Origin of the sequence: Rhizobium metallidurans (assembly GCF_014196505.1) — a bacterium.
GTDB lineage: Bacteria > Pseudomonadota > Alphaproteobacteria > Rhizobiales > Rhizobiaceae > Rhizobium > Rhizobium metallidurans.
The window spans coordinates 120,533-142,451 of record NZ_JACIDW010000002.1 but is presented as its reverse complement, the minus strand read 5'-3'; the positions used below and the strand labels follow the sequence as shown (position 1 = coordinate 142,451).

The following is a 21,919-nucleotide window of genomic DNA, read 5'->3' as shown; positions in this document are numbered from 1 at the left end:
TGCGCCACGCAACCACTGATGCTTCCCTAGAGGCTGACGCCGTCAAAGTAAAATCAATTGGTTGGATATTGCCGCTCATCAGGTATCGCTGATTGTCTCGGTGTTGATATGACGTTGTCAGGCATTTCCGCCCCGATAAAGTCGCACTGGCAAACACGGCGTGGAATCCCTATCTGTAGGGCACGCGGCGGAGCTGCCTTCCAGGCGGCTCGGGCAGGTTGGGCGCAGGCTTCCAGCTTGTCAGCCGATGAAGATCTCGTAACGAACGTCAGGGAATGGAGATATTCGATGACTATCGAACGCGCAGTGCTCGCAGGCGGTTGTTTCTGGGGAATGCAGGATCTGATCAGACGCCTGCCGGGTGTCGAGACGACGCGAGTGGGCTACACCGGCGGCGAGGTTGCCAACGCGACCTACCGCAATCACGGGAACCACGCCGAGGCGATCGAGATCCTCTTCGATCCCGCCAAGACCAGCTATCGCGACATCCTGGAATTCTTCTTCCAGATCCACGATCCGTCGACGCCCAATCGCCAGGGCAACGATCTCGGCCCCAGCTACCGCTCGGCCATCTTTTACGCGAGTGACGAGCAGAAGCGCGTGGCTGAGGATACGATCGCCGATGTGGACGCATCCGGTCTCTGGCCGGGAAAGGTCGTCACGGAGCTTGCCCCGGTCGGCGATTTTTGGGAGGCGGAGCCCGAGCATCAGGACTATCTGGAACGGATTCCGAACGGCTATACCTGCCACTTCGTCCGTCCCAGCTGGAAGCTGCCGAAGCGGCAGTCCTCCGCGGCTTGAAAACACAGCCACGTCTTCACGGCGCCAGGTCGAAAGACCTGGCGTTTTGCGTGACAAGTACCGTTCTTTCACGGGGACAGACGTGTCGGTCCGGGCCTATAGTGGAGATTGGCAGGCGCATTCGCGGGCTGGGCCGCATCGTTCAGGGAAGAGCAGGGTGAACATCAGTTTCGTCGATAACCGAGCGAGCCACGAGGCCGTGCACACCATCGCCTTTCATGGCGGGGTTGCCGCTCCGGCGACGCGCAGCGTTCCCGAGGAGGTGGCAATCGCCTTCTCCTATGGCGGCAGTTCGCATGCGGTGATGATGGCGACGCCCGCCGATCTGGTCGATTTCGCCGTCGGCTTCAGCCTTACCGAGGGTTTGATCGACGCCGTCTCGCAGATCGAGGCGATCGAGATCGTTCAGGACGAGATGGGCATCGACGTGCAGATCGCGCTGGTTGAAGACGTCGAGGAGAAGCTGCGCGCGCGCCGGCGACACATGATGGGTCCGGTCGGCTGCGGCCTGTGCGGTATCGAATCGCTGGAGCAGGCCGTCCGCAGCGTGCGTCCCGTCCTGTCCCGCGATCTCACGGTGACGCCTCACGACATCGCGCGCGCGGTGGCGAGCCTCGCGGATCAGCAGCAACTCAACCACAAGACCCGCGCGGTCCATGGCGCCGGGTTCTTCGTGCCGGGCAGCGGGCTGGTGGCGTTGCGCGAGGACGTCGGCCGGCACAACGCGCTCGACAAGCTCTGCGGCGCCGTCGTCGCATCGGGCGTCTCCGGCGGCAGCGGCGCGGTGACGGTGACCAGCCGGCTTTCGATCGAGATGATCCAGAAGGCCGGGTTTCTCGGCAGTCCGATCCTGATCGCGATCTCGGCACCGACCGCCTATGCCATTCGCACGGCCGAGGAGGCGGGAATTACCATGATCGCCGTCGCGCGCGGAGAGGATTTCGAGATCTTCACGCATCCGCATCGGGTGGTCTTCTAGAGCACGGTTCGCGGGCCCGGCTGGCCGGGCGCCGCTGTTTCGATGCCGGCCTGTACATGCCCGTATATAAAGTGTGGGAGCGAGGTCTATCGAGGCCGGCCTGGCATGGGGGCCAAGATACTCATCCCGCGCGCGGCCATTGCGTGTGGTCGTTGTCGATCACATAGGCATGCGAATGACGGTGGCCGCCGGCGAAGCGTTCGGCACCAGCGATGTGCGGGTGGTTGGCGTCCAGATCGCCGTGGGTGTGTTCCAGTTCCTGCGGATCGTCCGCCGGCCACACCCGGACGGCGATCAATACGGCGACCGCGCCGAGCAGCGAGAGCGATGCGAAGGTGAAGGGGAGACCGGCGCGCGCGCCTAGCCAGCCCGCGATCGGATAGGTGATCAGCCAGCAGGCATGGGAGAGCGCGAACTGCGCGGCGAAAAGCGCCGGCCGATCCTCGGGCCGGGACGACCGGCGCAGCAGTCGGCCGGATGGGGTCTGAGCCAGCGAGTAGCCGATGCCGAGGGCGAACCACAAGGGGAGCAGCATCGCGTAGTTCCCCACGAACATTCCAAGGCCGACCCCGACGACGAGGATCGCCGCGCCGCAAAGCATTGCCTGTCGGTCGGGCAGGCGATCGAGCAATCGCGGAAGAGCCAGCGCCGCGAGCATGGAGCCGCCGCCGAAGGCCGCCAGCGCCAATGCCGTCGCTCTCTGCGTCAGGGAGAACTCCGCCTGTACCAGAACCACGGTGTTGACGATCACCATCGCGCTTGCCGACGCGACGGCAAGGTTGATGGCGAGCAGACCCCTGAGGCGAGGCGTCGCCAGATAGATGCGCAGGCCCCGGGTCGTCCTGTCGTAAATGCCGCGCCGCTCGGTGGCCTTGGGGGAGGGAAGGACAACGGAGACGACGAGCGCGGCCGAGGCGAGGAAGCCGATGACGGTTCCGGCGAACAGGCTGTGGAAACTGATGACCGTCAGCAAGGCCGCCGCCAGCATCGGACTGACGACACTCTCCAGATCGTAGGCGAGACGCGAGAGCGAGAGCGCCCGCGTATACTCCTTTTCTTCGGGAAGCACGTCGGGGATGGTGGCCTGAAAGGTCGGCGTGAAGGCCGCCGATGCCGACTGAAGCACGAAAATCAGGACATAGACCTGCCAGACCTCGGTGACAAAGGGCAGCAACAGAGCCACCGCCGCCCGGATGAGGTCGAGAGACACCAGCATCGTGCGCCTGGGCAGCCGCTCGGCGAAGGCGGCCGCGACCGGCGCGACGCCGACATAGGCGATCATCTTGATCGCCAGGGCCGTCCCGAGAACCGCGCCCGCATCGGCGCCGGCGAGACTGTAGGCCAGGAGGCCGAGCGCCACCGTGGCGAGCCCGGTCCCGACCAGCGCGATGACCTGGGCGAGAAACAGATGACGGTAGGTGCGGTTTGCGAGGACGTTCAGCATGTTCGATCCCGTTATGCTCAAAGGTACTTGGTGATGGCCTTGAACTCGTCGATCGACTGGCGTTGATCGCGGGGCAGAACCCCGATCGTGTCCTCGAGGCAATGATCGAGGTGATCCTGGATCAATGTTCGCTTGGCGTTGATGATCGCCTTCTCCACGGCATGGAGTTGCTGAGCGATGTCGAGGCAGGGCCGTCCGCCCTCGATCATGGCGATCACGCTTTTCAGATGCCCTTCGGCCCGCTTGAGCCGCTTGACGATGTCGGGATGGGTTTCGTGCCGATGTTCTTCCATGTCCGCAACCTATCCCCCTGGATAGGATATTTCAAGCGTCGACCTTGTCGAAGCGGATTGGAATGCTCGCGAAAACCATCGATTACGAGTTTCTTTCCTAGCCGTTTTTTTCCACTTGAACCTATAGTGACATGAGGTTGTAGGTACATATCTCGAAGCTATCGAGGTTTACCGCAATGAATGAAATCATCAAGACCAAGTACCGGGTGAGCGGTATGGATTGCGCCTCTTGCGCATCCAAGATCGACACCGCCGTAAGGCGCTCAACAGGCATCGAGGATGTATCGGTTTCCGTGACCGCGGGGACGATGACCATTAGTCATCTTCTCTCCGCCGATCTCGCGAAAATCGAAAAGAAGGTCAGTGGCCTCGGCTATCCGGTTTCCCGTATTTCGACGCCAGCCAAGCCGGCGGCCGCCGCCAAGGCCGAGCACAAGCACGAAAAACACGATCACGCAGGCCATGATCACGCCGGCCATGATCACAAGGACCATGACCACTCTGGCCACGACCACAAGGGCCACGACCACAAGGGTCACGATCACTCGGGTCATGACCATAAGGACCACGATCACGCGGGTCACGACCACGCGTCCTGCGGCCATGACCACGATCATGCTGGTCACAAGCATGGTGACCACGATCACGCTGGCCATGATCATGCCGGCCACGACCACGCGTCTTGCGGCCACGATCACGACCACTCCGGTCACAAGCATGACCACGATCACGCCGGACACGACCATTCCGGCCATGATCACTCTGGCCACGACCATTCCGGCCACGATCATTCCGGTCACGACCATGATCATGAAAAAGCGGACGGCAACGTTGGCCCGGATCAGGGCATGACACGCTTTCGCATCGGCGGCATGGACTGCGCGTCCTGCGCGGCGAAGATCGATACCGCCGTCCGCCGTCTCAGCGGCGTCGACACGGTCTCCGTCTCCGTCACCGCGGGTACGATGACCGTTCGTCACAAGGATGCCATCGACGTTCCCGCGATCGAAAAGCAGGTGCGCGGTCTCGGCTATTCGATCGAAGCGGCGCAACCGGCCAATGCCGGCGGAAGCCATTCCCACGGCAGTGAAACCTCGGGGCTGCATGGCCATGACCATGGACCGACGAATGGGCCATGGTGGAAAAGCCGCAAGGGTCGCCTGACGATCATGGCGGGCGCGGCGCTGGTCGCGGCCTATGGCATTGGCCACCTCTTCCCGCAGACCGGTTCCTACGCCTTCGTCGTGGCGATGCTCGTCGGCCTGATGCCGATCGCTCGCCGCGCGTTCATGGCTGCCCGCGCGGGTACGCCGTTCTCCATCGAAATGCTGATGACGATCGCCGCCGCTGGAGCGGTCATCATCGACGCGAGCGAGGAAGCCGCCGCGGTTGTCTTCCTGTTCCTCGTAGGCGAACTTCTCGAGGGTGTCGCGGCGGGCAAGGCCCGTGCGAGCATCCAGTCCCTGGCCAACCTCGTGCCAAAGATGGCGCTGGTCGAAGAGAACGGACGCACGCGCGAAGTTCCGGCCGAGGACGTCGAGGTGGACGCGATCATCCTGGTCCGCCCCGGTGACCGCGTGTCCGCCGACGGCGTGATCATTGCCGGCGAGAGCTCGATCGACGAAGCGCCCGTGACCGGTGAGAGCGTGCCGGTGAGAAAGGGCGTCGACGACAAGGTATTCGCGGGCACCGTCAACGGTGATGCCGCCCTGCGCGTTCGGGTTACGGCCGCTGCCGCCGACAACACGATCGCTCGCGTCGTCAAGCTGGTGGAAGAGGCTCAGGAATCCAAGGCTCCGACCGAACGGTTCATCGACCGCTTCTCTTTCTATTACACCCCTGGTGTCGTCGTCGTGGCTGCTCTGGTCGCGACCCTGCCGCCTCTCCTTGCTGGTGGTGACTGGAACGAGTGGATCTACAAGGGACTGGCGCTGCTTCTGATCGGGTGCCCGTGCGCCCTGGTTATTTCGACGCCTGCCGCGATCGCTGCATCGCTGTCATCGGGCGCACGTCGCGGACTGCTGATGAAGGGCGGAGCCGTGCTCGAGACCCTTGGCAAGATCACCGCGGTCGCCCTCGACAAGACGGGTACGCTCACCGAAGGCAAGCCGAAGGTTACCGACATCCTCGATTTCGGCATGGCTCCTTCCGAGGTGCTCAGAATGTCGGCCGCGCTCGAGACCGGCTCAAGCCATCCGCTCGCCATCGCCATTCTGAAGAAGGCCGAGGAGGATCAAGTCAACATTCCCGCTGCGATCGATGCGAAAGCGATCGGCGGCAAGGGGGTTACGGCAACGGTCGAAAGCCACGACGTATTCTTCGGCTCGCCGTCGGCTGCCGCGGACCGTGTCGGCCTCTCGGATGAGCAGCAGGCGACGATCACCAAGCTCAACGACGAAGGCAAGACCGTGTCGGTCCTCATCGTGGGCGGAAAGCTCGCCGGCGCGATCGCCATGCGTGACGAACCGCGGGCCGATGCTCGTGATGGTTTGAAGCAGCTGGAACAGATCGGCGTGAAGACCGTCATGCTGACCGGCGACAACAACCGGACCGCTTCGGCGATCGGAAAGCAACTGGGCATTTCGGTGAAGGCCCAGCTCCTGCCGGAAGACAAGCAGAAGATCGTCGGCGAGATGCAGAAGCTCGGCCTCGTGGTCGCCAAGGTTGGCGATGGTATCAACGACGCTCCGGCTCTGGCCGCGGCAAACGTTGGTATCGCCATGGGTGGGGGCACCGACGTGGCGCTTGAAACGGCCGACGCCGCCATTCTTCATGGTCGCGTGTCGGACATTTCGAGGATGATCGATCTGTCCAAGCGGACGATGCGAAACATCTACCAGAACATCTTCATGTCGCTCGCGCTGAAGGCCGTGTTCCTGGTCACGACCGTCATCGGCCTCACGGGCTTGTGGCCGGCAATTCTCGCCGATACCGGCGCGACGGTGCTCGTCACGATGAACGCCTTGCGCCTGCTTAAGGTGCCGAAGGACGGCTGACATCGACTTGTCGGATAACGGCTCCGGCGCCCATCTGGGCGCCGGAGCCTTCTACGTCTTTTGGTTCCGCGCACATTGAATTCCACGGAGAATGACCCCGCATGGCCAAATCGGTCGTTTTGACGCGCCGCCGCTTGATGGCTTTCTCCGCCATGATCGGGGCGACGCAGCTTGCAGGTTGCGCGACCGGCGGGCTGCCGAGGACGGTGCCGATTCCTTTCGAACAACCGCGGGCCAGCCGTCCCGTCGGACCACCGAGTGCTGCCGATCTCGCGTCGATGTACGCGGAGGCCGTCGATGAAAATCAGACGATGGCCGCCGTTCCCTATGACAAGATCGACCCCAGCTTCTACCGGCAGCGCGTCATGGACCCGACGGGAGAAGCGCCTGGAACGGTAATCGTTGATACCCCGGCCAGATTCCTATACGTCGTTGAGCCGGGTGGCACCGCGATGCGTTACGGTGTCGGTATCGGCCGCGAAGGTTTCGCATGGGCAGGTGAGGGAGTGATACAGTGGCGTCAAAAGTGGCCGCGCTGGAAGCCGCCGAATGAGATGGTCGCTCGCCAGCCCGAACTCGCGAAATATTCGATCGAGAACGGGGGAATGGAGGGCGGCATCGACAATCCGCTCGGCGCTCGCGCTCTTTACATTTTCTCCGACGGCAAGGACACGCTCTATCGCCTCCACGGTACCAATGACTGGCGGTCGATCGGCAAGGCCGTATCGTCAGGATGTGTTCGACTTTTGAACCAGGACGTGATCGATTTGTATACGCGCGTTCCGATCAAGGCGCGCGTCATTGTCCGCCAGTAGGCGGGCAGTTCGAGATTAACCTTTGCGCGGACCGTGCCTGAAACCGGTACAATCCCGTAATTGAGACGGCATGTGGTGAACAAAGAAGCGATCCAAAGATCTCTCGGAAACGCTGCCGCGATCCCCGCGGACGGGCGACGCCAGCCCGACCGCAGACAGGTGTCGAGCCGGTGGCTGACGGGCATCGCGCTCACGGGAGCGACGTCGACCCTGTTGATGGGGGTCGCGCTATTCGCGGCAATGGACGGCAGACAGCAGCTGGCGACACCCGCGGAAGCCGTCAGCCTGCCCACGGAAGCGAGCCATGCCGACGAAAGCGTGCTGCGCGGGGCCAGAATCGTCGGGACGCTGAAGGCCGCGCGCGCGTCCGATCGCAGGGTCATGGAGCTCTCTTCGATCGTCAAGGAAGGCGATCGCGAGGTCGTCAGAAGTCAGCCTTATACCCACGTCCAGATGCAGTTGGCCGCTGGTGGCGCCTCGGGAACGAATTATCCCAAGTTCGACCCGACGGCGGTTCTCTCGGGGGTCTCGGGAAGCGAGGCTGAACCGTCCGAGGAGGGAGCGCTTTACGGCGCGAAGGTCGAGACCGAGATAGCCTTGAAGACAGGCAACTACTCGGCTTCCGGCAAGTGGCCGGTGGCGCCGGGATTGAGCTTCGAGGAGATCGAGGCCTCCGTCCGCGCCGATGGCATGGCGCTTCTGGAAGGGGCGACCGTCTCGGCGGTCTATGTCGATCCCGAACGCTTCTCGGATAGCGACGACCTGCCGCCCATGGGCAGCACCGCGAAGGTGCTTGAGCAGAATGTCTCCTATTCGACGGCGGCGGCGATCACGGCCAACACGGAACAGTTCGCCGAGGACGTGATCAATGTCGGCGGAAAAACCACCGTGACCGAGGCCCTGAAATCCGCCGGCTATCCGGCCGGGCAGGCGGGAATGGTCGGAAACCTGCTTGCGGCCGGCGCGGGCCAGAACGTCGATGTCGGTGATACGGTCCGCATGGGCGTCATCCAGCGTGGACAGGATCTGAAGGTCGTGCGGGCGAGCCTGTACCGGTCGCAGCGGCACCAGGCCAGCATCGCCGTCGACGATGCCGGCAGGTTCGTCACCGGGGCCGAGCCTGAGCGGTTCGGTGCCGTCGGCGAAGGGGGCGTCACGATCGGACGGGCGGCTCCTCTGGACCTGCCAAAGGTCTATGACGGCATTTACCGGAGCGCGCTCAATTATGGCATGACGCTCGGCATGGCCAAGACGATCGTCGGTATCATGGCGTCGTCCTTCGACCTGCAGGCGCCGCTGAAATCGTCGGACAGTCTGGAGGCCTTCTATTCGTCCGGAAGCGACGGGAAGGCCGAGGAGAACTCGGAGCTTCTCTATTTCAGCGCGCGTCTCGGTGATCGCGAAGCCCGGTTCTACAAGTTTCGTGATCCCGTGGACGGCAGCATCGGCTACTTCGACGAGAATGGAAAAAGTCTGCGTCAATTCCTGCTTCGCAGTCCGGTCCCGAGTGTTCCGCCGAATTCGAGCTTTGGCATGCGTCGACACCCGGTTCTCGGATTCGTGCGCATGCATACCGGCGTCGATTACCCCGCGCCTACAGGAACGCCGATCATTGCCGCGGGAGACGGCGACGTCATCAAGGCGGGATGGGATACGGGCGGATATGGCAACCAGACCCTGATCCGCCACGCGAATGGATATGTTTCCTCCTACAGCCACCAGAGCGCGATCGCCAAAAACGTCGTCGCCGGGGGAAAGGTGAAGCAGGGCCAGGTGATCGGCTACATTGGTGCTACCGGGATGGTGACCGGTTCGCACTTGCATTATGAATTGCTGGTAAACGGACGGCGAGTCGACCCGCTCAAAGTCCGCCTGCCAACCGACGAATCCCTCAAGGATGATCGGCTTCTCACCTTTCAAAAAGAGCGCAAACGCATCGATACACTTCTCGACACCCCGCCGCCGCCGAGCGCGCCGGATACTTAACGGAGGACTACTGAATGTCGCATTCTCACGATGCGGGAGAAGGCCACGCCCACGACCACACGGCTGGCGCCAATTCAAAAATGCTGACCGTGGCACTTGTGCTCACGGCGACCTTCCTCGTGGCGGAAGTCGTTGGCGGGATTGTCTACAACAGCCTCGCGCTTCTGTCCGACGCCGCGCACATGATGACCGACGTCGCGGCGCTCGCGATCGCTCTTCTGGCGATCAAGGTCGGAAACCGTCCGGCAGACGAGCGGCGGACTTTCGGATATAGACGGCTTGAGATCCTCGCCGCGACGTTCAACGCGATGCTGCTTTTCGTGGTGGCGATCTATGTCTTCGTTGAAGCCATAGGACGGTTCCAGGAGCCGCAGCAGGTCGAATCCACGGGGATGATGATCATCGCGGTGCTGGGTTTGATCGTCAATCTCATTTCGATGAGACTGCTTGCCTCCGGGCGCGATGCCAGCTTCAACGTCAAGGGCGCCTATCTCGAAGTCTGGGCGGACATGCTCGGCTCCGTCGGCGTCGTGGCGGGTGCTCTCGCAATCAAGTTCACGGGCTGGACATGGGTCGATCCGGTGGTCGCGGTGGCGATCGGCGTCTGGGTGCTGCCACGGACATGGATTCTCCTGCGGGATACGACGAACGTTCTCCTGGAGGGCGTTCCGTCCGGAATGAGCCTGAATGAGATCCGCAAGGCGATCAAGGACGTTCCCGGCATCGTCGACGTACACGATGTCCACCTGTGGTCGACTTCGAACGATCAGATCAGCTTCACCTCGCACATCTCCGTCAAGGACGGCGAGAACCAGGCAGTGGCACGCAAGGCTGTCGAGACGATGCTCAGCGAAAAGTTCGGCATCGTTCATTCGACGATCCAGGTCGAGGCCGAAGGCGAACAACATGCCGGTCACGAGTTCCATGCGTGACAAGCACAGGCTCTTGACGGGCTTGGCGTGCATGATCACCGCGTGATCGGACACGATCGGCGCTCAAGCTTGCGCGGGGCCTCTTTTCATTCGAAGAGGCCCCGTATCAACGTCATCAGGCATGATGACGACTTATGCGGGGACTACGAGGCGATATGGTCCAGTCACCGAGGGTGCCAACCCGTTCATGAGATCAGCCGACCGACGACGCCGGTCCTGCCGCACGAGTCGATGCGAACCGGCTTACTGGCCCTGGACTTCGCCCAGGGCACGTGACGCGGAGCGACCTTCCTGGGGAATATGGAAGAACGTGACCGTGAACACCGCCAGGGCGAAGCCCGACAGTATGACCAGCACGATCACATTTCTTCGCTTGACGGTCTTTTGACGTGCCCGCTCTGCTTCTTCGTCGAGTTTCATTCCAGTCTCCCTAAATGTCGGCTTTCGGCCGCGGCTTGACCATGGAGCAAGCCACCAGCGCGATGGCACCCGTCACCACGAAGACATCGGCCAGATTGAACGATGGCCACGCCCATGCACCAGCATGCAGCGAGAGGTAGTCGGTGACCGCGCCATCGCGGAACCTGTCGACAATGTTTCCGGCCGCGCCTCCGGCCATAACGGCCAATGCAAGTCTTTCACGCCTCGAGTTCGTCATGCAGCCCCATACGATCAGGGCGGTCGCGATTGCTGTCTTCACCAGCGCGAACACGACCGGATAGAGGCCGATCTGTCCGCTGAACATGCCAAAGCTGATGCCGCTGTTGAAGACGAGGACAAGGTCGAAGAATGAGGTGACTTCGATGATGCGCGGGGGTTGCATCACGAATTCGACCATGACGAACTTGACGATCTGGTCGATGGCCAGAGCCGAGGCAACGATGGATGCCATGGTCAGAAGGCGAATGCCAACGCGGTTCTTAGGGCGGTCAATAGTCTGTTGGTCAGGCATTCGTGAACGGATTCCATACTGCGAGGACGCCGATTGCGCTGAATACGACCGATGTCATCATTGTTGTTATCAGAATTGCGAAAGCAATTGTGCGCTTCATTACGCTTCTCAGTTGTTAGTCTTGCCTGTCGGCCGGGACTTGGGGGCCGCGATTTGAACAGTCGCGTTCCCCGGCTTCTCGCATCCGAGAGTGGCGGGGATCGTCACGTCCGCCGATTCCGGACTGGTTGGCTTGAACAGCTTCCGGATCGCGGCCAACGGCAAAACGGATGCAAGACGACATGTTTCATCAGGGGCTCCGTGACCCGTGATTTAGGGCCTCTAGCAGGTTGAGCTACAAGTGGTTTCTGGACCATCGGGCGCTGACGCCATTCTTCGTTGCGGCGGTCCGCGGCATCCGGCCAACCGGCTGGGACCGGGATCGGCAACAGGGCATCGGGCGTGGTCACCATCATCTGCCGGTGCTCGCCTTGATCGAGGGCAACGTCATCACGACCGTGAACCTGTCCAGGCTCGCTATGGCGACGTCGCCCCCCGAATTTCGAGCGATCTGTCGAACGATAGCCAGTCCAAGTCCAGAGCCGGGCCCCGTCTGCCGTCGCTTGTGAAACCTGTCGAACAGCTCTTCCACCTCGTTCAAGGCAGGCGCCGAACCTTCATCGGATACCTCGAGCCGCAAACTGGTCGAGACTTCGCTCAACGTAATCGTCGTGTGACCGGTGCCGTGCACCAGGGCGTTCTCCAGGAGGTTTTGAACGGCCTGCCTCATTTGCCCGCTGTTGCCGCGCGTGTAGAGCCCGTCGGCGACTTCGACGTGAACTTCCCTTTCGGCATTCTCGAACAGAAGCATCATGTCCGCCACGGCTTCGCGCACGACCCGAGACATGGAAAGCACTTCGCGGTCGGGCGGAAGCGCCGCATGGCTTTCCGCGCGGGCCAAGGCGGTGAGCTGGCCAACGAGATGAGTCATTTGCCCCATTTCGCGATCGATGGACTCCCAGTCCACGCTGTTGTCCGCGCGAGCCTTCTGAAGACGCAGACTCAATACGGCCAGCGGCGTGCGCAGTTCGTGGGCCGCCTCGGCGGTGAAACGCCGCTCCGATGCATAGGCGCGGGCAAGCCTTTCGAGCGCGCCATTGGCTGCAACGGCGAGCGGGCGTATTTCCATCGGGAGGTCGTCGACGGGTATGCGCTTGCCGGGATCGTCCGCGTCAATATGCCTGGCGAGAGCCGCGGCCTTGTTCACGGACCGAAGCACCCAGGCCGCGAGCGTCAGCACAACGAGAAACGAGAGCGCGCCCAAGGCGGCGATAACAAAGGTGCTTCCCGCGAGTTCAATCCGCAGCAGAGTTTGGAGTTCCTGCCGCTCCTGCCAATCGTCCTTGCGTACGACAAGCGTATTGGGACCAAGGGGGCGGGAAATGACAGAGGAGCGTGCCTCTTTCAGTTCCTTGCCACCGGTCAGGAGCGGAGGTGGGCGACCGTCGTCCGGGCGAGACAGGAGGAGGGCACCTGTTGGGTCATATATCGCAAAGCGCCAATCGGCTTCTCCGAAGCGGGTTGGAAGGCGGCCGATCGCGTCAACGCCAGGATTCGTTCCGACGGTCGCCAGGATCGCGTCGATCTGCTTGTCCAATATATGGGTGCGCAAATCCTGATCGACGTCCCAGATGTATATAACGACGTCCGCCGCGCCAATGGTGAACACCACCGCCATCGCCGCGGCAAGTCTGCCACGAAGGCTTTTAGTCCACCTCAACGTCTTCTCCGGGCAGCAGGCGATATCCGATGCCTCGCACGGTGGCGATCCGAGCAGTGGCGTGGGCGGCGATCAATTTGCGGCGAAGGCGCGACACGACCGCCTCGGTGGCATTCGGCGTGACGATTTCGTCGAATGAGTAAAGTCGATCCTCGAGCCGGTCCTTGGCCATCACGCCGGGATAGACGCGTGCCAGTTCTTCCAGCAGGACGAATTCCCGCCGGGCGAGTTCGACCGTGTTGCCGTCGATCCGGACGTCCCATCGCGCGACGTCGACCGAGACATTGCCGACCGTCAGCACCTCGTCAATCCGCGCTCCGGGCCGGCGGAGAACGGCGCGCAGCCGCGCTTCGAGCTCAAGGATGTCGAAGGGTTTGACGAGATAATCGTCGGCGCCGGAATTCAGGCCGGTCAGTCTGTCGCTGATCTGGTCGCGGGCTGTGAGAATGATGACGGGCAGCGAGCGGCCCTTCTGCATCCTCTGGCGTTTCAGCACATCGAGCCCGTCTAGCGTCGGCAGGCCGAGGTCGAGGATCATCCCATCGTATTCGACGGTCCGCAAAGCCTCCAAGGCTTCCGGGCCATCCTGCACTCGATCGATTATGAACCCGGACTGGTTCAGATGTTCTTGAACGAGACTTCCCAGAGCGTCATGATCTTCTACGAGCAATATCTTCATTCGCACCCCGTTTTCTCGCCGCATTGAGCACGGCGACCCTGACGACTTGCTGACAGTTCCGACAGAAGGGCGATTATGTCGGGCTATCAGCTTCCGGTCAGGAATGTTGCGCTATTAGCCTTAACACAACGTGGTGGTGAGATAATGCCGATGACGAGAGAAGATGGCCGTTCCGCTGTTGCCGCAGCACTGATAATCGCCGCGTCATTTTGTCTGTTCTGGGCAATGCCGACGATCGTCCTTTGGCTTGGCGGCATTTCGCCCTGGCTTGGCTTCCTCGGCGGGGCGTTGATCATCGGTGCGTTCTTTCTTCCTTTCGTGTTGCGTGCCCGGTTTCAGCGAAGGGCCGACAGGGCCCGACAAGCAGACGCGCATGTCGATCCATGATCTGCCGGGCATCTAGGAGACGGGTATGAACGACAAGTCTGCTTTTGTGTCCGAGTTGCTTCGCGCGGCGAACGATGTCGAAAGGCTTGGGCCGCCAGAGGTCAGAAGGCTACTCCATCGCGCGATCGTGTGCATCCGCGACCAGCGCGAATTCGTGGGCATCACCGGAAGCGGAACGCCTTCGGATGAAATCATCGTTCTGATGAACGTGGCGACGAGAGCGGAACGCTTCACCCGAAGCGATTGGGCGAGGGCGCTTCTCGATGCGGCCGAGATGATCCGGGCGCTTCGGATCGTCGCCGACACGCAGGCGAAGACCATGATCCGCGACGCTTCCTAGTCTAGCGCTCGGGCGCGACGAACTACCTCCGTTCCCAAGAATATATTTGGTGTGCGCGGTCCGCGCCGCATGGCGCTGTCCGCCGGACGACGCGTTCCAGCGAACAATCCCATTCCTGACTTATGGAATGATGTCCGTGCCAGCCTCGGCACAAGCCCCGGACAAGTTCACGGTGCAATCAATCGGACGATCGAAAAGTCTGGAAACAATATGCGTAGAACGTCGAACAGAAGAGTTGCCGCGGTGGTGCTTTTTCTCGCGACGATTCTTGTCTGCAATTTGGTCGGTCATTCGCAGGCCGACACCATCGAGACTTTCTCCAGTACCGTCGAGTTCACCGTTCCCACCGCGGGCGTCGACCTTTCTCGTGCCGACACCAGTATGCGTTCCGGCCACGGCGATCACTGTTCGCTTCACAACTGTGTCGTGACCTATAGCTTGCAGGCAAACCGGCCTGTCGTTGTCGGGTTCAGGGTCGGGGCCCTGCACCCGAGGCTGCGGCCGACCAACCAGACGTCACTGTTCCGCCCCCCGATTCGAGTCGCCTCATCTCGAGTCACATTGATCGATATTCGCGGCACCAGGCCAGACATTCAGTCAGCTGTCGGTGCGGCCAACGGACGAGCTTAGAATATGAACATTATTATTGGACTGGTGATCACCACTGGGTGCATTATCGGCAGCTTCATGGCCATGGGCGGCAAAGTCGGAGCCCTGTTCCAGCCGTTCGAGCTTGTCATCATCGGCGGCGCCGGCATCGGCGGCTTCGTGATGGCTAACTCCATGAAAGTCATCAAGGATTCGCTCAAGTCGATCGGCGAGGCTTTCAAATACGCGGTCCCGAAGGAGCGGGAATACCTGGACGTCCTGAGTGTCCTCTACTCCCTCATGCGCGACCTGAGGACCAAGAGCCGTAACGAAATCGAAGCGCATATCGACAACCCTGCGGAGTCGCCGATCTTCCAAGCCGCTCCGACGCTGCTCAAGAACAAGTCGCTGGTCAATTTCATCTGCGACTATGTTCGCCTTATCATCATCGGAAATGCTCGATCGCACGAGATCGAGGCTCTGATGGACGAGGAACTCAATACGATCCTCAGCGACCGGCTCAAGCCCTATCACGCTCTGACGACCATGGGCGACTCCTTTCCGGCTATCGGCATCGTCGCCGCCGTTCTCGGGGTTATCAAGGCCATGGCCGCGATCAACGAACCGCCGGAGGTTCTCGGGCATCTGATCGGCGCCGCGCTCGTCGGTACGTTCCTGGGGATTCTGCTGTCCTACTCGGTGTGTGCCCCGATCACCGCGCAGATCAAGACCGTGAGAACGAAGCAGCACCGGCTGTACGTCATCGTCAAGCAGACGCTGCTTGCCTACATGAACGGATCGGTACCTCAGGTCGCCCTGGAATATGGCCGCAAGACCATCTCCGAAAGCGATCGTCCGACGATCGACGCCGTGGAGCAGGAGATGATCAGCGGCGGCTCGGTCGACAAGGCTGCCTAGTAAGACAACCGCCGCGCGTCCGCGGTCCTGAGCTCCATATCGATCCCGGCCTGTCAGCGTCCTCCGCAAGGAGGGCGCTGAACCGTCATTTCAGAGGGGTAGCCGACTCGAGGCACCTGTAGGAACTCGGAGGCGAGAATACGGGCCATTCGGCCGGCGTCGTTAACCATCAATTAACTATTGGAATGGCGATCCTTGACCTTCGATGGGCTTTACCGTTTGTTAACCCTGGTGGCGGGGTCGATGAGGATTGCTCATGTTGCGTTTTGGTTTTGCGGTTGTTTTTTCGTTGGTTGGCTGCGCGGGAACTGCTTTCGCGGGCTCGGGTGATCTCGATACGGTGATGAAGACGGGGACGTTCACGTCGCAACCAATCGGGCACTTCGAGTTCTGCAAGGCCAATGTCGAAGAATGCAGCCGCCGTTCAACCGATCTTGCACCGCTGACGCTGACCGAGGCGCAGTGGGGTGACCTGATCAGGGTCAACGCCGAGGTGAATGCGCGCGTGGCGCCGAAGACCGACGAGGACCACTACGGCAAGGTCGAGGTCTGGGCCTTTCCCGATGGCGAAGGCGATTGCGAGGATTACGCTATCGAGAAGCAGCGGATACTTTTGGGAATGGGCGTTCCGGCATCCAATCTGTTGATTACCGTGCTGAAAAAGCCCGATGGCGAAGGCCACGCCGTGCTGACGGTCAGAACCGACAAGGGCGACTATCTGTTGGACAATCTCGCAACCGACGTGAAGCTCTGGTCCGAGACGAACTACACCTTCCTCAAGAGGCAGTCGGAACAGGATTCCGGACGATGGGTCGCCATTTCCGCTCACGACGAAAACAGCATCGCGGCAGCCGTCAAGTAGCCCAGGCTACTTGCAATTAAACTGATTACTTGGCGCCATCATAGGGGTCGGCCAATGCCGCTTCCGGGCGGCTGACGGGGTACTTGATCGTCGAGATCCGGGCTGCGAGCTTCTCCGCCCCGTTCTGCTTCAGAAGCGCCCGGAAACTCGGATGCATGCCGCCGTCCACGTAGGCATTGGCATGCAACGGGCCGTCCTTTTCGACGAGCGCTGAAAGCTGCGTGTCTTCGACCTTGAATTTGGCGGCGATAGCGGGGTTCAGCGTGTCGATCCGCGCCGGGCAGGCCGCCAGCGGGTTCTTTGGCTCGCCGCCTTCGAATTCCGCGTTGACGACGTACTTCCCGCCGCAGGTGGAAATCTTGGGCTGCGTGCGCGTCGCCTCGAACGAGTCGTAGCCCGCTTTCATGGTCCGCCAGAACTCGAAATTCGGATCTTCCCGATGGGAAGCCATGTTCTGGGCCGTCATCCTGAACGGAAAGGCCTGAACCTGGAACGCGTTCTGTCCGGCCTCCAGGGATGCCTTGACCAGAGCGTAGATCTCGCCGACGCCCTGGTCCGTCATGGCGTAGCAGCCTGACGACGAGCAGGCGCCGTGAACCATCAGCGCGGTTCCGGTGTAGCCAAGCGCCGCTTCCAGGCGGTTTGGATAGCCGAGATTGAACGAGAGATAATATTGCGACTGCGGGTTCAGCATTCCCTTCGTGACGGAATAGAATCCTTCGGGGGCCTGGCGGTCGCCATCGTTCTTCTTCGGCCCCAGTTTTCCGGACCACCGGCATATCGGGTAGGTCTTCAGCAGGGCGTAACGGCCGGATGCGTCCTGTTTCCAGACTTCCAGCTCGCTTTCCTCCTTGAAAAGACGCACGAGGACCGGCGCCTGCACGGTCATGCCCTTCTTCTTTATGTCGACGAGCGTCTTTTGCGAAATTTCCGGGGAGGCGGCGCCAAGGTCATCGAGGGCAAGCTGAACGCAACCGCTCAATGCCAGCCCCAGCCCGACAATCGTTGCGCTCAAGGCGCCGAAACGTTTCCACGACCGCGGTTTGCGCTCAGTCATTCAATGTCTTTCCGTTTCTCGGCCGACGTCAGAGAAGACCGCGCGGCGTTCGCGATCGTGATTGTTCCCAGGTAATTGGTACCCGATTCCGCCTCCGGCTGAGAAGCCCCATTGTCAAGAACTTCGATCTCGGCCTTGGCCTTGAGGATACTCGCGACTTCCCTTGCTACCGAACCTTCGTGCGAATGTCGAATCTCTCACGAAACCTTGTCGAATACAGGGTACGGGGTTGCCGCGTAGGTCATCGAATTCAGCAAGTGGACCCCACCACGGCCTCCGCGGGAGAGCAACGACTTCTCCTGGCGCCGCGACGGCGGCGGCCTTGATAAACTCTGGTGGGATCGGATCCTCGGCGAGGAAGCCAAGATCACCACCATTGGCCCTTGAAGACGCGTCCTGGGAGGAGGTTTTTGCCTCGTCTTCAAAGGACTTTGTCCCTTCTTGATCTCGTGTCGGGCCGACCGGCATCCGGTTTTGTCCGAGCGTCACCGGTGGCGGTGGCGAAGGTTGCCGGCGCAACGGTCAGCGGGATTGAAGCGGTTGCAACAGCAACACGTCCCGCCGCTTCATTTTGATTCTTCCCGATGGGCAAATCGCACGGACCGTACGACCTCAAGGAGCTTGAGCTTCAAGTCCTTTTGGAACTGGCCCGAGCGGCCCGTGCATCAAACAATGTTGATTTTTGCCTGATCGGAAAGATCGCTAGTTTGCTATTCATGAATGCAGAGGCGAAAAATGTTGCTTAAGGCCGCTTTGGTTGCCGTCATCGTCGGAGCGGCGATCGCCGTGATGTATCTCGCGTTCTCCGTGACGTGCAACTACATCGGGCATAACACGGAGGAAGCGCTCTGGAGTGGTTGGGCGATGGCAATTCTCACCATCGCGGTTGCCACGGAAGCATTCCTTCGCGTCTGGAAATAAAGAATGTGGTCAGGTGCCCGTCAGGAAGCCTGAGGCATACGCTCTCTATCGACTAGAGATATGGAGATGCAGGATGCTGACGATTGGCGACCTATCACGGAGAACAGGCGTTAAGATTCCGACCATTCGGTACTACGAGCAGATGGGGCTTCTGTCTCACGCGGAGCGGTCCGAGGGAAACCAGCGGCGTTACACGAAGCAGGAGCGCGAACGGCTGTCGTTCATCAGGCATGCGCGCGAACTTGGCATGACGATCGAAGCGATCCGCGACCTGATCGAGATGAGCCAGCATCCCGATATGCCCTGTTCCGAGATCGACCGGATCGCCGCAAGCCAGCTCGCCACGGTGAGGCACAAGATCGAACGCCTGAGAAAGCTCGAGGCCGAACTCGATCGCATCGCCACCCACCGACATGAGGGCTCCATCCGGGATTGCTACGTCATCCAGGCGCTCGCCAACCTGAACCTTCCGGAAGAGGGTGTCAGCGAGCAGTAAGGAGCGACGGCAGGGATAGCCGCGCTTCATAAAAACTCGGCCGCCCCTTGTCCCGACAAGGGGCGGCCGACGGCAGTGTATCACTGCATTGCGGCGATGCCGCATGCCGGAACGGGGGGCCGCGGAGCGGGCTGAATATGCATGAGAGCGCCGGATGCAGCGGCAAAAGCGTCAGTGGCTCTCATTCCAGAGGGAACTAACGCTGGTTCTGTAGGTTTGAGGATGGTCGTCCCCCAAACATGGAGAACGGAAATGATCGCTGCAAATGAAATCAAAGATCATATGGAAGTCAGGTCGGCGGATGGTCAGCATGTCGGAACCGTCGATCATCTCGATGGCAGTGACCGTATTAAGCTGACGAAATCCGACTCGTCCGATGGCCAGCATCACCACCTCATCCCGCTGGAATGGGTCGATCACGTCGATGCGCATGTTCATTTGTCGATGAACGCGGCGGATGTGCGGTCCAAATGGACGCACCTGCCGAACTAAGTCGCGAGGTCCGCGGTCGTGCTGAACCGCGGACCTCCTTCCGCGTTGGCTCCGTCACTTGGGGAGTAGCCTGAGGGAGACGGAGCTTCACGCTAGAAAATGTCGGTCAGTCGAAGATTCTCGACAGGAACGATCTGCCACCGTGGCCGCCGCGCTGTCCGTGACTATTGTGGCCGCCATGGCCGCCATGGCTCGAATAGCCACCATGGCCGCCGTGACCGCCCTGGTAGTTGCCCTGGTTGTTTCCTTGATAGTTGTCCTGATAGTCGCTTCCGGCTACAGCCTGCGGCGCGGCGCTCCGCTCGATGATCTTGTCGAGCTCGCCACGGTCCAGCCAAACGCCGCGGCAGGTCGGGCAGTAATCGATCTCGATTCCCTGCCGATCCGTCATCAGAAGGCCGACGCCGCACCGAGGGCAGGACATTCCGTTTGTCTGTACTAGATCACCCATTGAAGACTCCAATCGTCATTGATGACAGCAATGTAGGATCTCAACTGGCTTGAGGTTCAATGGCGAGACGTTGAAATATCCGTGATCGGGCGCAGGGCGACCAAATCGGACTCATCCGCTATTGCAAGTCATTCTCAATAATGCGATGTTGCCTTCATGGTGGCTGGCCTGATGCTAGCTGAAAGGTGTTGGCGAGAATGATTTCGGTTGGTCAACTGTCGACGAGGATGAAGGTTCGTGGCCTCAGGCACGAGACGTCGCGCGCTCAGGGCGACGGCGGCAAGCTTGTTGTCTTCGCGTGGCCTAGCGCCGCGTCGGTAAGCGTTCTCTGTCGCGTGGCGATCCTGGCCATCCTGGTTCTCGGTTTCATCACCGGCCGCGTGGTCATCTCCTGACCTTGAGCATGCTTGATTGAGAACGCTTCGCAGACGCATTCGAACTGGCGGTTTTGCAGTTGCAACTCATTGTTATTACGGAAAATTCCCGGAATAAAATCGCCGCGAAGGTTGACTCGATCAACCTGCTCGATTATCTCCAGCGCATCGGGGAGTAGTCACCGCCACCCAGCGGAAGCGCGTCAACATACTCGTGCAGCAGCACGTGGCGCGTTTGGCCGGATTTAACCGGCTCGACAAGACCGTGGCGACGCCAGCTCGGATCGGACAGAGCTTGGGACGCCCGGCCTGTACGTCCGCGAGGAATTTTCATGTCATACTGGGCAATCATCCTGCTCGCCTTCAGCATGTCGATGGACGCGTTTGCCGTGTCCGTCGGACGGGGCGCCGCTCTTGGCCGCCCGCGCTTCAGTGAGGCGCTGCGAACTGGCGTCGTGTTCGGCGTCGTCGAGGCCATCACACCGCTGATCGGTTGGGCCGCTGGCTTTGCCGCGGCATCCTACATTTCGGCCGTCGATCATTGGATCGCCTTCGCGCTCCTGGGCTTCGTCGGCTTGAACATGCTGTACGCCGCCGCACGGGGAGGCGAGGACGATGCCGTCGGCATCAAGAGTTCTTCCTTCCTGATCCTCGTGGCAACCGCCATCGGCACGAGCCTCGACGCGATGGCGGTCGGTGTATCGCTCGCATTCATGCAGGTGAACATCCTCGTCGTTGCGATCGCAATCGGTGCGGCGACGTTCCTGCTCTCTTCGAGTGGAATGCTGGTCGGGCGCCTGATCGGCGCCCGTTTCGGGCGCATCGCGGAAGGCGTGGCCGGCCTTGTCTTGCTCGGGTTTGGCGTCTCGATCCTTTTCGAGCATCTGACGGCGGTCTGATTGACGCTCCGGCGGCCGTCGGCCTGGTGATCCAGCACTGTCCTTGACGATATCCACATTGGAGCGTCGGACGAGGTTGCGCCAATCGCATCGGAAGAACCGAAGAGACGATGGCGTTCAGAGGCGCCGATCTGCATATTTTATGGGATGAAGCGCGAGATCCGCGAATAAAAGTGGTCGGAGTGGAGAGATTCGAACTCCCGACCCTCTGGTCCCAAACCAGATGCGCTACCAGACTGCGCTACACTCCGTGCCGACGAGGAGCGCAATACACGGTTCGATCATGCGCCGCAATAACTAAAATGGTCTTTTCACAGGGATGGGCGCCTGCCGGTTCATTCAGCAAGGTCTCGATTGCCGCGTCACGGACGTGCCTTGGTCGCACGACCCGAAGCCCGGCCAGTTTCCGAGCTGTCCGATGGCGCCGGGCAGGGTGTTCGGGCCGTGTCGAAGCTGTGGACCGTTGGCACGCAACGCGCGTGGCTTTTCGCTTGAAAA

The 21,919-nt window shown here is 61.0% G+C and carries 25 protein-coding genes, 1 tRNA gene and 1 riboswitch; of the genes, 15 read left to right on the top strand and 11 right to left on the bottom strand.

The window, feature by feature from the left end:
- The first annotated feature begins 288 nt into the window (after positions 1 to 288).
- Together msrA and fdhD are read left to right on the top strand one after the other, a co-directional pair.
- Positions 289 to 801: a peptide-methionine (S)-S-oxide reductase MsrA gene (msrA, locus tag GGQ67_RS04585; protein ID WP_183899021.1), complete on the top strand. Its 513-nt coding sequence runs from the start codon at positions 289 to 291 to the stop codon at positions 799 to 801.
- A 157-nt stretch (positions 802 to 958) separates the two neighbouring features.
- Positions 959 to 1,780, top strand: a complete 822-nt coding sequence (gene fdhD / locus GGQ67_RS04580; protein WP_183899020.1) for a formate dehydrogenase accessory sulfurtransferase FdhD — start codon at positions 959 to 961, stop codon at positions 1,778 to 1,780.
- A 121-nt stretch (positions 1,781 to 1,901) separates the two neighbouring features.
- Here fdhD and GGQ67_RS04575 read toward each other — a convergent pair whose 3' ends face one another.
- Together GGQ67_RS04575 and GGQ67_RS04570 are read right to left on the bottom strand one after the other, a co-directional pair.
- Positions 1,902 to 3,224 (bottom strand): MFS transporter, encoded by a 1,323-nt coding sequence (locus GGQ67_RS04575; protein WP_183899019.1) that lies wholly within the window; start codon positions 3,222 to 3,224, stop codon positions 1,902 to 1,904.
- A gap of 17 nt (positions 3,225 to 3,241) precedes the next feature.
- Positions 3,242 to 3,517, bottom strand: coding sequence for a metal-sensing transcriptional repressor (locus GGQ67_RS04570; protein ID WP_183899018.1), 276 nt, complete (start codon positions 3,515 to 3,517; stop codon positions 3,242 to 3,244).
- 176 nt (positions 3,518 to 3,693) lie between these two features.
- Between GGQ67_RS04570 and GGQ67_RS04565 the strand changes: the two genes are divergently transcribed.
- The 4 genes from GGQ67_RS04565 (at position 3,694) to GGQ67_RS04550 (ending at position 10,246) form a co-directional block, all read left to right on the top strand.
- Positions 3,694 to 6,513 (top strand): heavy metal translocating P-type ATPase, encoded by a 2,820-nt coding sequence (locus GGQ67_RS04565; protein ID WP_183899017.1) that lies wholly within the window; start codon positions 3,694 to 3,696, stop codon positions 6,511 to 6,513.
- Between the two features lie 101 nt (positions 6,514 to 6,614).
- Positions 6,615 to 7,328, top strand: a complete 714-nt coding sequence (locus GGQ67_RS04560) for a L,D-transpeptidase (RefSeq protein WP_183899016.1) — start codon at positions 6,615 to 6,617, stop codon at positions 7,326 to 7,328.
- Positions 7,329 to 7,400: 72 nt separating this feature from the next.
- Positions 7,401 to 9,314, top strand: coding sequence for a peptidoglycan DD-metalloendopeptidase family protein (locus GGQ67_RS04555; RefSeq protein WP_183899015.1), 1,914 nt, complete (start codon positions 7,401 to 7,403; stop codon positions 9,312 to 9,314).
- A gap of 80 nt (positions 9,315 to 9,394) precedes the next feature.
- Positions 9,395 to 10,246 carry a cation diffusion facilitator family transporter gene (locus tag GGQ67_RS04550; RefSeq protein WP_183899394.1) on the top strand — a complete coding sequence of 284 codons (852 nt, stop codon included), beginning with the start codon at positions 9,395 to 9,397 and terminating at the stop codon, positions 10,244 to 10,246.
- A gap of 243 nt (positions 10,247 to 10,489) precedes the next feature.
- On the opposite strand, the gene GGQ67_RS04545 is transcribed toward GGQ67_RS04550, so the two are convergent.
- From GGQ67_RS04545 to GGQ67_RS04530, 4 genes are all read right to left on the bottom strand, one after another.
- On the bottom strand, positions 10,490 to 10,666 hold the full coding sequence (locus tag GGQ67_RS04545) for a hypothetical protein (protein WP_183899014.1): 177 nt from the start codon (positions 10,664 to 10,666) through the stop codon (positions 10,490 to 10,492).
- A 10-nt stretch (positions 10,667 to 10,676) separates the two neighbouring features.
- Positions 10,677 to 11,138, bottom strand: coding sequence for a signal peptidase II (gene lspA, locus GGQ67_RS04540; protein WP_183899013.1), 462 nt, complete (start codon positions 11,136 to 11,138; stop codon positions 10,677 to 10,679).
- A 511-nt stretch (positions 11,139 to 11,649) separates the two neighbouring features.
- Positions 11,650 to 12,957, bottom strand: a complete 1,308-nt coding sequence (locus GGQ67_RS04535; RefSeq protein ID WP_183899012.1) for a sensor histidine kinase — start codon at positions 12,955 to 12,957, stop codon at positions 11,650 to 11,652.
- Positions 12,944 to 13,636 carry a response regulator transcription factor gene (locus tag GGQ67_RS04530; protein WP_183899011.1) on the bottom strand — a complete coding sequence of 231 codons (693 nt, stop codon included), beginning with the start codon at positions 13,634 to 13,636 and terminating at the stop codon, positions 12,944 to 12,946. The genes GGQ67_RS04535 and GGQ67_RS04530 overlap by 14 nt, the downstream gene beginning before the upstream one ends.
- Before the next feature lie 75 nt (positions 13,637 to 13,711).
- Between GGQ67_RS04530 and GGQ67_RS04525 the strand changes: the two genes are divergently transcribed.
- Both GGQ67_RS04525 and GGQ67_RS04520 read left to right on the top strand, forming a co-directional pair.
- Positions 13,712 to 14,023, top strand: coding sequence for a hypothetical protein (locus GGQ67_RS04525; protein ID WP_343056470.1), 312 nt, complete (start codon positions 13,712 to 13,714; stop codon positions 14,021 to 14,023).
- 25 nt (positions 14,024 to 14,048) lie between these two features.
- Positions 14,049 to 14,363, top strand: a complete 315-nt coding sequence (locus GGQ67_RS04520; RefSeq protein ID WP_183899010.1) for a hypothetical protein — start codon at positions 14,049 to 14,051, stop codon at positions 14,361 to 14,363.
- A gap of 120 nt (positions 14,364 to 14,483) precedes the next feature.
- Here GGQ67_RS04520 and GGQ67_RS04515 read toward each other — a convergent pair whose 3' ends face one another.
- Positions 14,484 to 14,768, bottom strand: coding sequence for a hypothetical protein (locus GGQ67_RS04515; RefSeq protein WP_183899009.1), 285 nt, complete (start codon positions 14,766 to 14,768; stop codon positions 14,484 to 14,486).
- 228 nt (positions 14,769 to 14,996) lie between these two features.
- Between GGQ67_RS04515 and motA the strand changes: the two genes are divergently transcribed.
- Positions 14,997 to 15,869, top strand: a complete 873-nt coding sequence (motA, locus tag GGQ67_RS04510) for a flagellar motor stator protein MotA (protein ID WP_183899008.1) — start codon at positions 14,997 to 14,999, stop codon at positions 15,867 to 15,869.
- A 256-nt stretch (positions 15,870 to 16,125) separates the two neighbouring features.
- Entirely contained in the window at positions 16,126 to 16,731 is a 606-nt protein-coding gene (locus tag GGQ67_RS04505) for a transglutaminase-like cysteine peptidase (protein WP_183899007.1), read from the top strand.
- A 25-nt stretch (positions 16,732 to 16,756) separates the two neighbouring features.
- Here GGQ67_RS04505 and GGQ67_RS04500 read toward each other — a convergent pair whose 3' ends face one another.
- Both GGQ67_RS04500 and GGQ67_RS04495 read right to left on the bottom strand, forming a co-directional pair.
- Positions 16,757 to 17,788, bottom strand: a complete 1,032-nt coding sequence (locus GGQ67_RS04500) for a L,D-transpeptidase family protein (RefSeq protein ID WP_183899006.1) — start codon at positions 17,786 to 17,788, stop codon at positions 16,757 to 16,759.
- A gap of 114 nt (positions 17,789 to 17,902) precedes the next feature.
- Positions 17,903 to 18,256, bottom strand: coding sequence for a peptidylprolyl isomerase (locus GGQ67_RS04495; RefSeq protein ID WP_183899005.1), 354 nt, complete (start codon positions 18,254 to 18,256; stop codon positions 17,903 to 17,905).
- Positions 18,257 to 18,523: 267 nt separating this feature from the next.
- Here GGQ67_RS04495 and GGQ67_RS04490 point away from each other — a divergent pair, with 267 nt between their 5' ends.
- From GGQ67_RS04490 to GGQ67_RS04480, 3 genes are all read left to right on the top strand, one after another.
- Positions 18,524 to 18,709: a hypothetical protein gene (locus GGQ67_RS04490; protein WP_183899004.1), complete on the top strand. Its 186-nt coding sequence runs from the start codon at positions 18,524 to 18,526 to the stop codon at positions 18,707 to 18,709.
- A 73-nt stretch (positions 18,710 to 18,782) separates the two neighbouring features.
- Complete coding sequence (locus GGQ67_RS04485) at positions 18,783 to 19,205, top strand: MerR family transcriptional regulator (RefSeq protein ID WP_183899003.1); 423 nt, start codon at positions 18,783 to 18,785, stop codon at positions 19,203 to 19,205.
- 252 nt (positions 19,206 to 19,457) lie between these two features.
- Positions 19,458 to 19,697, top strand: coding sequence for a DUF2171 domain-containing protein (locus GGQ67_RS04480; RefSeq protein WP_183899002.1), 240 nt, complete (start codon positions 19,458 to 19,460; stop codon positions 19,695 to 19,697).
- A gap of 106 nt (positions 19,698 to 19,803) precedes the next feature.
- Here GGQ67_RS04480 and GGQ67_RS04475 read toward each other — a convergent pair whose 3' ends face one another.
- Positions 19,804 to 20,148, bottom strand: a complete 345-nt coding sequence (locus tag GGQ67_RS04475) for a TFIIB-type zinc ribbon-containing protein (RefSeq protein ID WP_183899001.1) — start codon at positions 20,146 to 20,148, stop codon at positions 19,804 to 19,806.
- 197 nt (positions 20,149 to 20,345) lie between these two features.
- On the opposite strand from GGQ67_RS04475, the gene GGQ67_RS04470 reads away from it, so the two are divergent.
- Together GGQ67_RS04470 and GGQ67_RS04465 are read left to right on the top strand one after the other, a co-directional pair.
- Entirely contained in the window at positions 20,346 to 20,543 is a 198-nt protein-coding gene (locus GGQ67_RS04470) for a hypothetical protein (RefSeq protein ID WP_183899000.1), read from the top strand.
- Positions 20,544 to 20,680: 137 nt separating this feature from the next.
- Positions 20,681 to 20,778: riboswitch (yybP-ykoY riboswitch) on the top strand.
- A gap of 76 nt (positions 20,779 to 20,854) precedes the next feature.
- A complete protein-coding gene (locus tag GGQ67_RS04465) occupies positions 20,855 to 21,421 on the top strand; it encodes a manganese efflux pump MntP (protein ID WP_183898999.1) in 567 nt (188 codons plus the stop codon).
- 174 nt (positions 21,422 to 21,595) lie between these two features.
- Here GGQ67_RS04465 and GGQ67_RS04460 read toward each other — a convergent pair.
- Positions 21,596 to 21,672 (bottom strand) — tRNA-Pro (locus GGQ67_RS04460).
- Positions 21,673 to 21,919: the final 247 nt, after the last annotated feature.

Excerpts from the sequence above, each read along its gene's own strand:
- GGQ67_RS04485 (WP_183899003.1), top strand. The coding sequence starts at position 18,783 with ATGCTGACGATTGGCGACCTATCACGGAGAACAGGCGTTAAGATTCCG.
- GGQ67_RS04490 (WP_183899004.1), top strand. The coding sequence starts at position 18,524 with ATGTTGCTTAAGGCCGCTTTGGTTGCCGTCATCGTCGGAGCGGCGATC.
- msrA (WP_183899021.1), top strand. The coding sequence starts at position 289 with ATGACTATCGAACGCGCAGTGCTCGCAGGCGGTTGTTTCTGGGGAATG.
- GGQ67_RS04520 (WP_183899010.1), top strand. The coding sequence starts at position 14,049 with ATGAACGACAAGTCTGCTTTTGTGTCCGAGTTGCTTCGCGCGGCGAAC.
- GGQ67_RS04500 (WP_183899006.1), bottom strand. The coding sequence starts at position 17,788 with ATGACTGAGCGCAAACCGCGGTCGTGGAAACGTTTCGGCGCCTTGAGC.
- GGQ67_RS04565 (WP_183899017.1), top strand. The coding sequence starts at position 3,694 with ATGAATGAAATCATCAAGACCAAGTACCGGGTGAGCGGTATGGATTGC.
- GGQ67_RS04495 (WP_183899005.1), bottom strand. The coding sequence starts at position 18,256 with ATGCCGGTCGGCCCGACACGAGATCAAGAAGGGACAAAGTCCTTTGAA.
- lspA (WP_183899013.1), bottom strand. The coding sequence starts at position 11,138 with ATGGCATCCATCGTTGCCTCGGCTCTGGCCATCGACCAGATCGTCAAG.
- GGQ67_RS04550 (WP_183899394.1), top strand. The coding sequence starts at position 9,395 with ATGCTGACCGTGGCACTTGTGCTCACGGCGACCTTCCTCGTGGCGGAA.
- GGQ67_RS04465 (WP_183898999.1), top strand. The coding sequence starts at position 20,855 with ATGTCATACTGGGCAATCATCCTGCTCGCCTTCAGCATGTCGATGGAC.
- GGQ67_RS04570 (WP_183899018.1), bottom strand. The coding sequence starts at position 3,517 with ATGGAAGAACATCGGCACGAAACCCATCCCGACATCGTCAAGCGGCTC.
- GGQ67_RS04505 (WP_183899007.1), top strand. The coding sequence starts at position 16,126 with ATGTTGCGTTTTGGTTTTGCGGTTGTTTTTTCGTTGGTTGGCTGCGCG.
- GGQ67_RS04470 (WP_183899000.1), top strand. The coding sequence starts at position 20,346 with ATGATTTCGGTTGGTCAACTGTCGACGAGGATGAAGGTTCGTGGCCTC.
- GGQ67_RS04575 (WP_183899019.1), bottom strand. The coding sequence starts at position 3,224 with ATGCTGAACGTCCTCGCAAACCGCACCTACCGTCATCTGTTTCTCGCC.
- GGQ67_RS04560 (WP_183899016.1), top strand. The coding sequence starts at position 6,615 with ATGGCCAAATCGGTCGTTTTGACGCGCCGCCGCTTGATGGCTTTCTCC.
- GGQ67_RS04480 (WP_183899002.1), top strand. The coding sequence starts at position 19,458 with ATGATCGCTGCAAATGAAATCAAAGATCATATGGAAGTCAGGTCGGCG.
- GGQ67_RS04530 (WP_183899011.1), bottom strand. The coding sequence starts at position 13,636 with ATGAAGATATTGCTCGTAGAAGATCATGACGCTCTGGGAAGTCTCGTT.
- GGQ67_RS04475 (WP_183899001.1), bottom strand. The coding sequence starts at position 20,148 with ATGGGTGATCTAGTACAGACAAACGGAATGTCCTGCCCTCGGTGCGGC.
- GGQ67_RS04545 (WP_183899014.1), bottom strand. The coding sequence starts at position 10,666 with ATGAAACTCGACGAAGAAGCAGAGCGGGCACGTCAAAAGACCGTCAAG.
- GGQ67_RS04525 (WP_343056470.1), top strand. The coding sequence starts at position 13,712 with ATGTCGGGCTATCAGCTTCCGGTCAGGAATGTTGCGCTATTAGCCTTA.
- motA (WP_183899008.1), top strand. The coding sequence starts at position 14,997 with ATGAACATTATTATTGGACTGGTGATCACCACTGGGTGCATTATCGGC.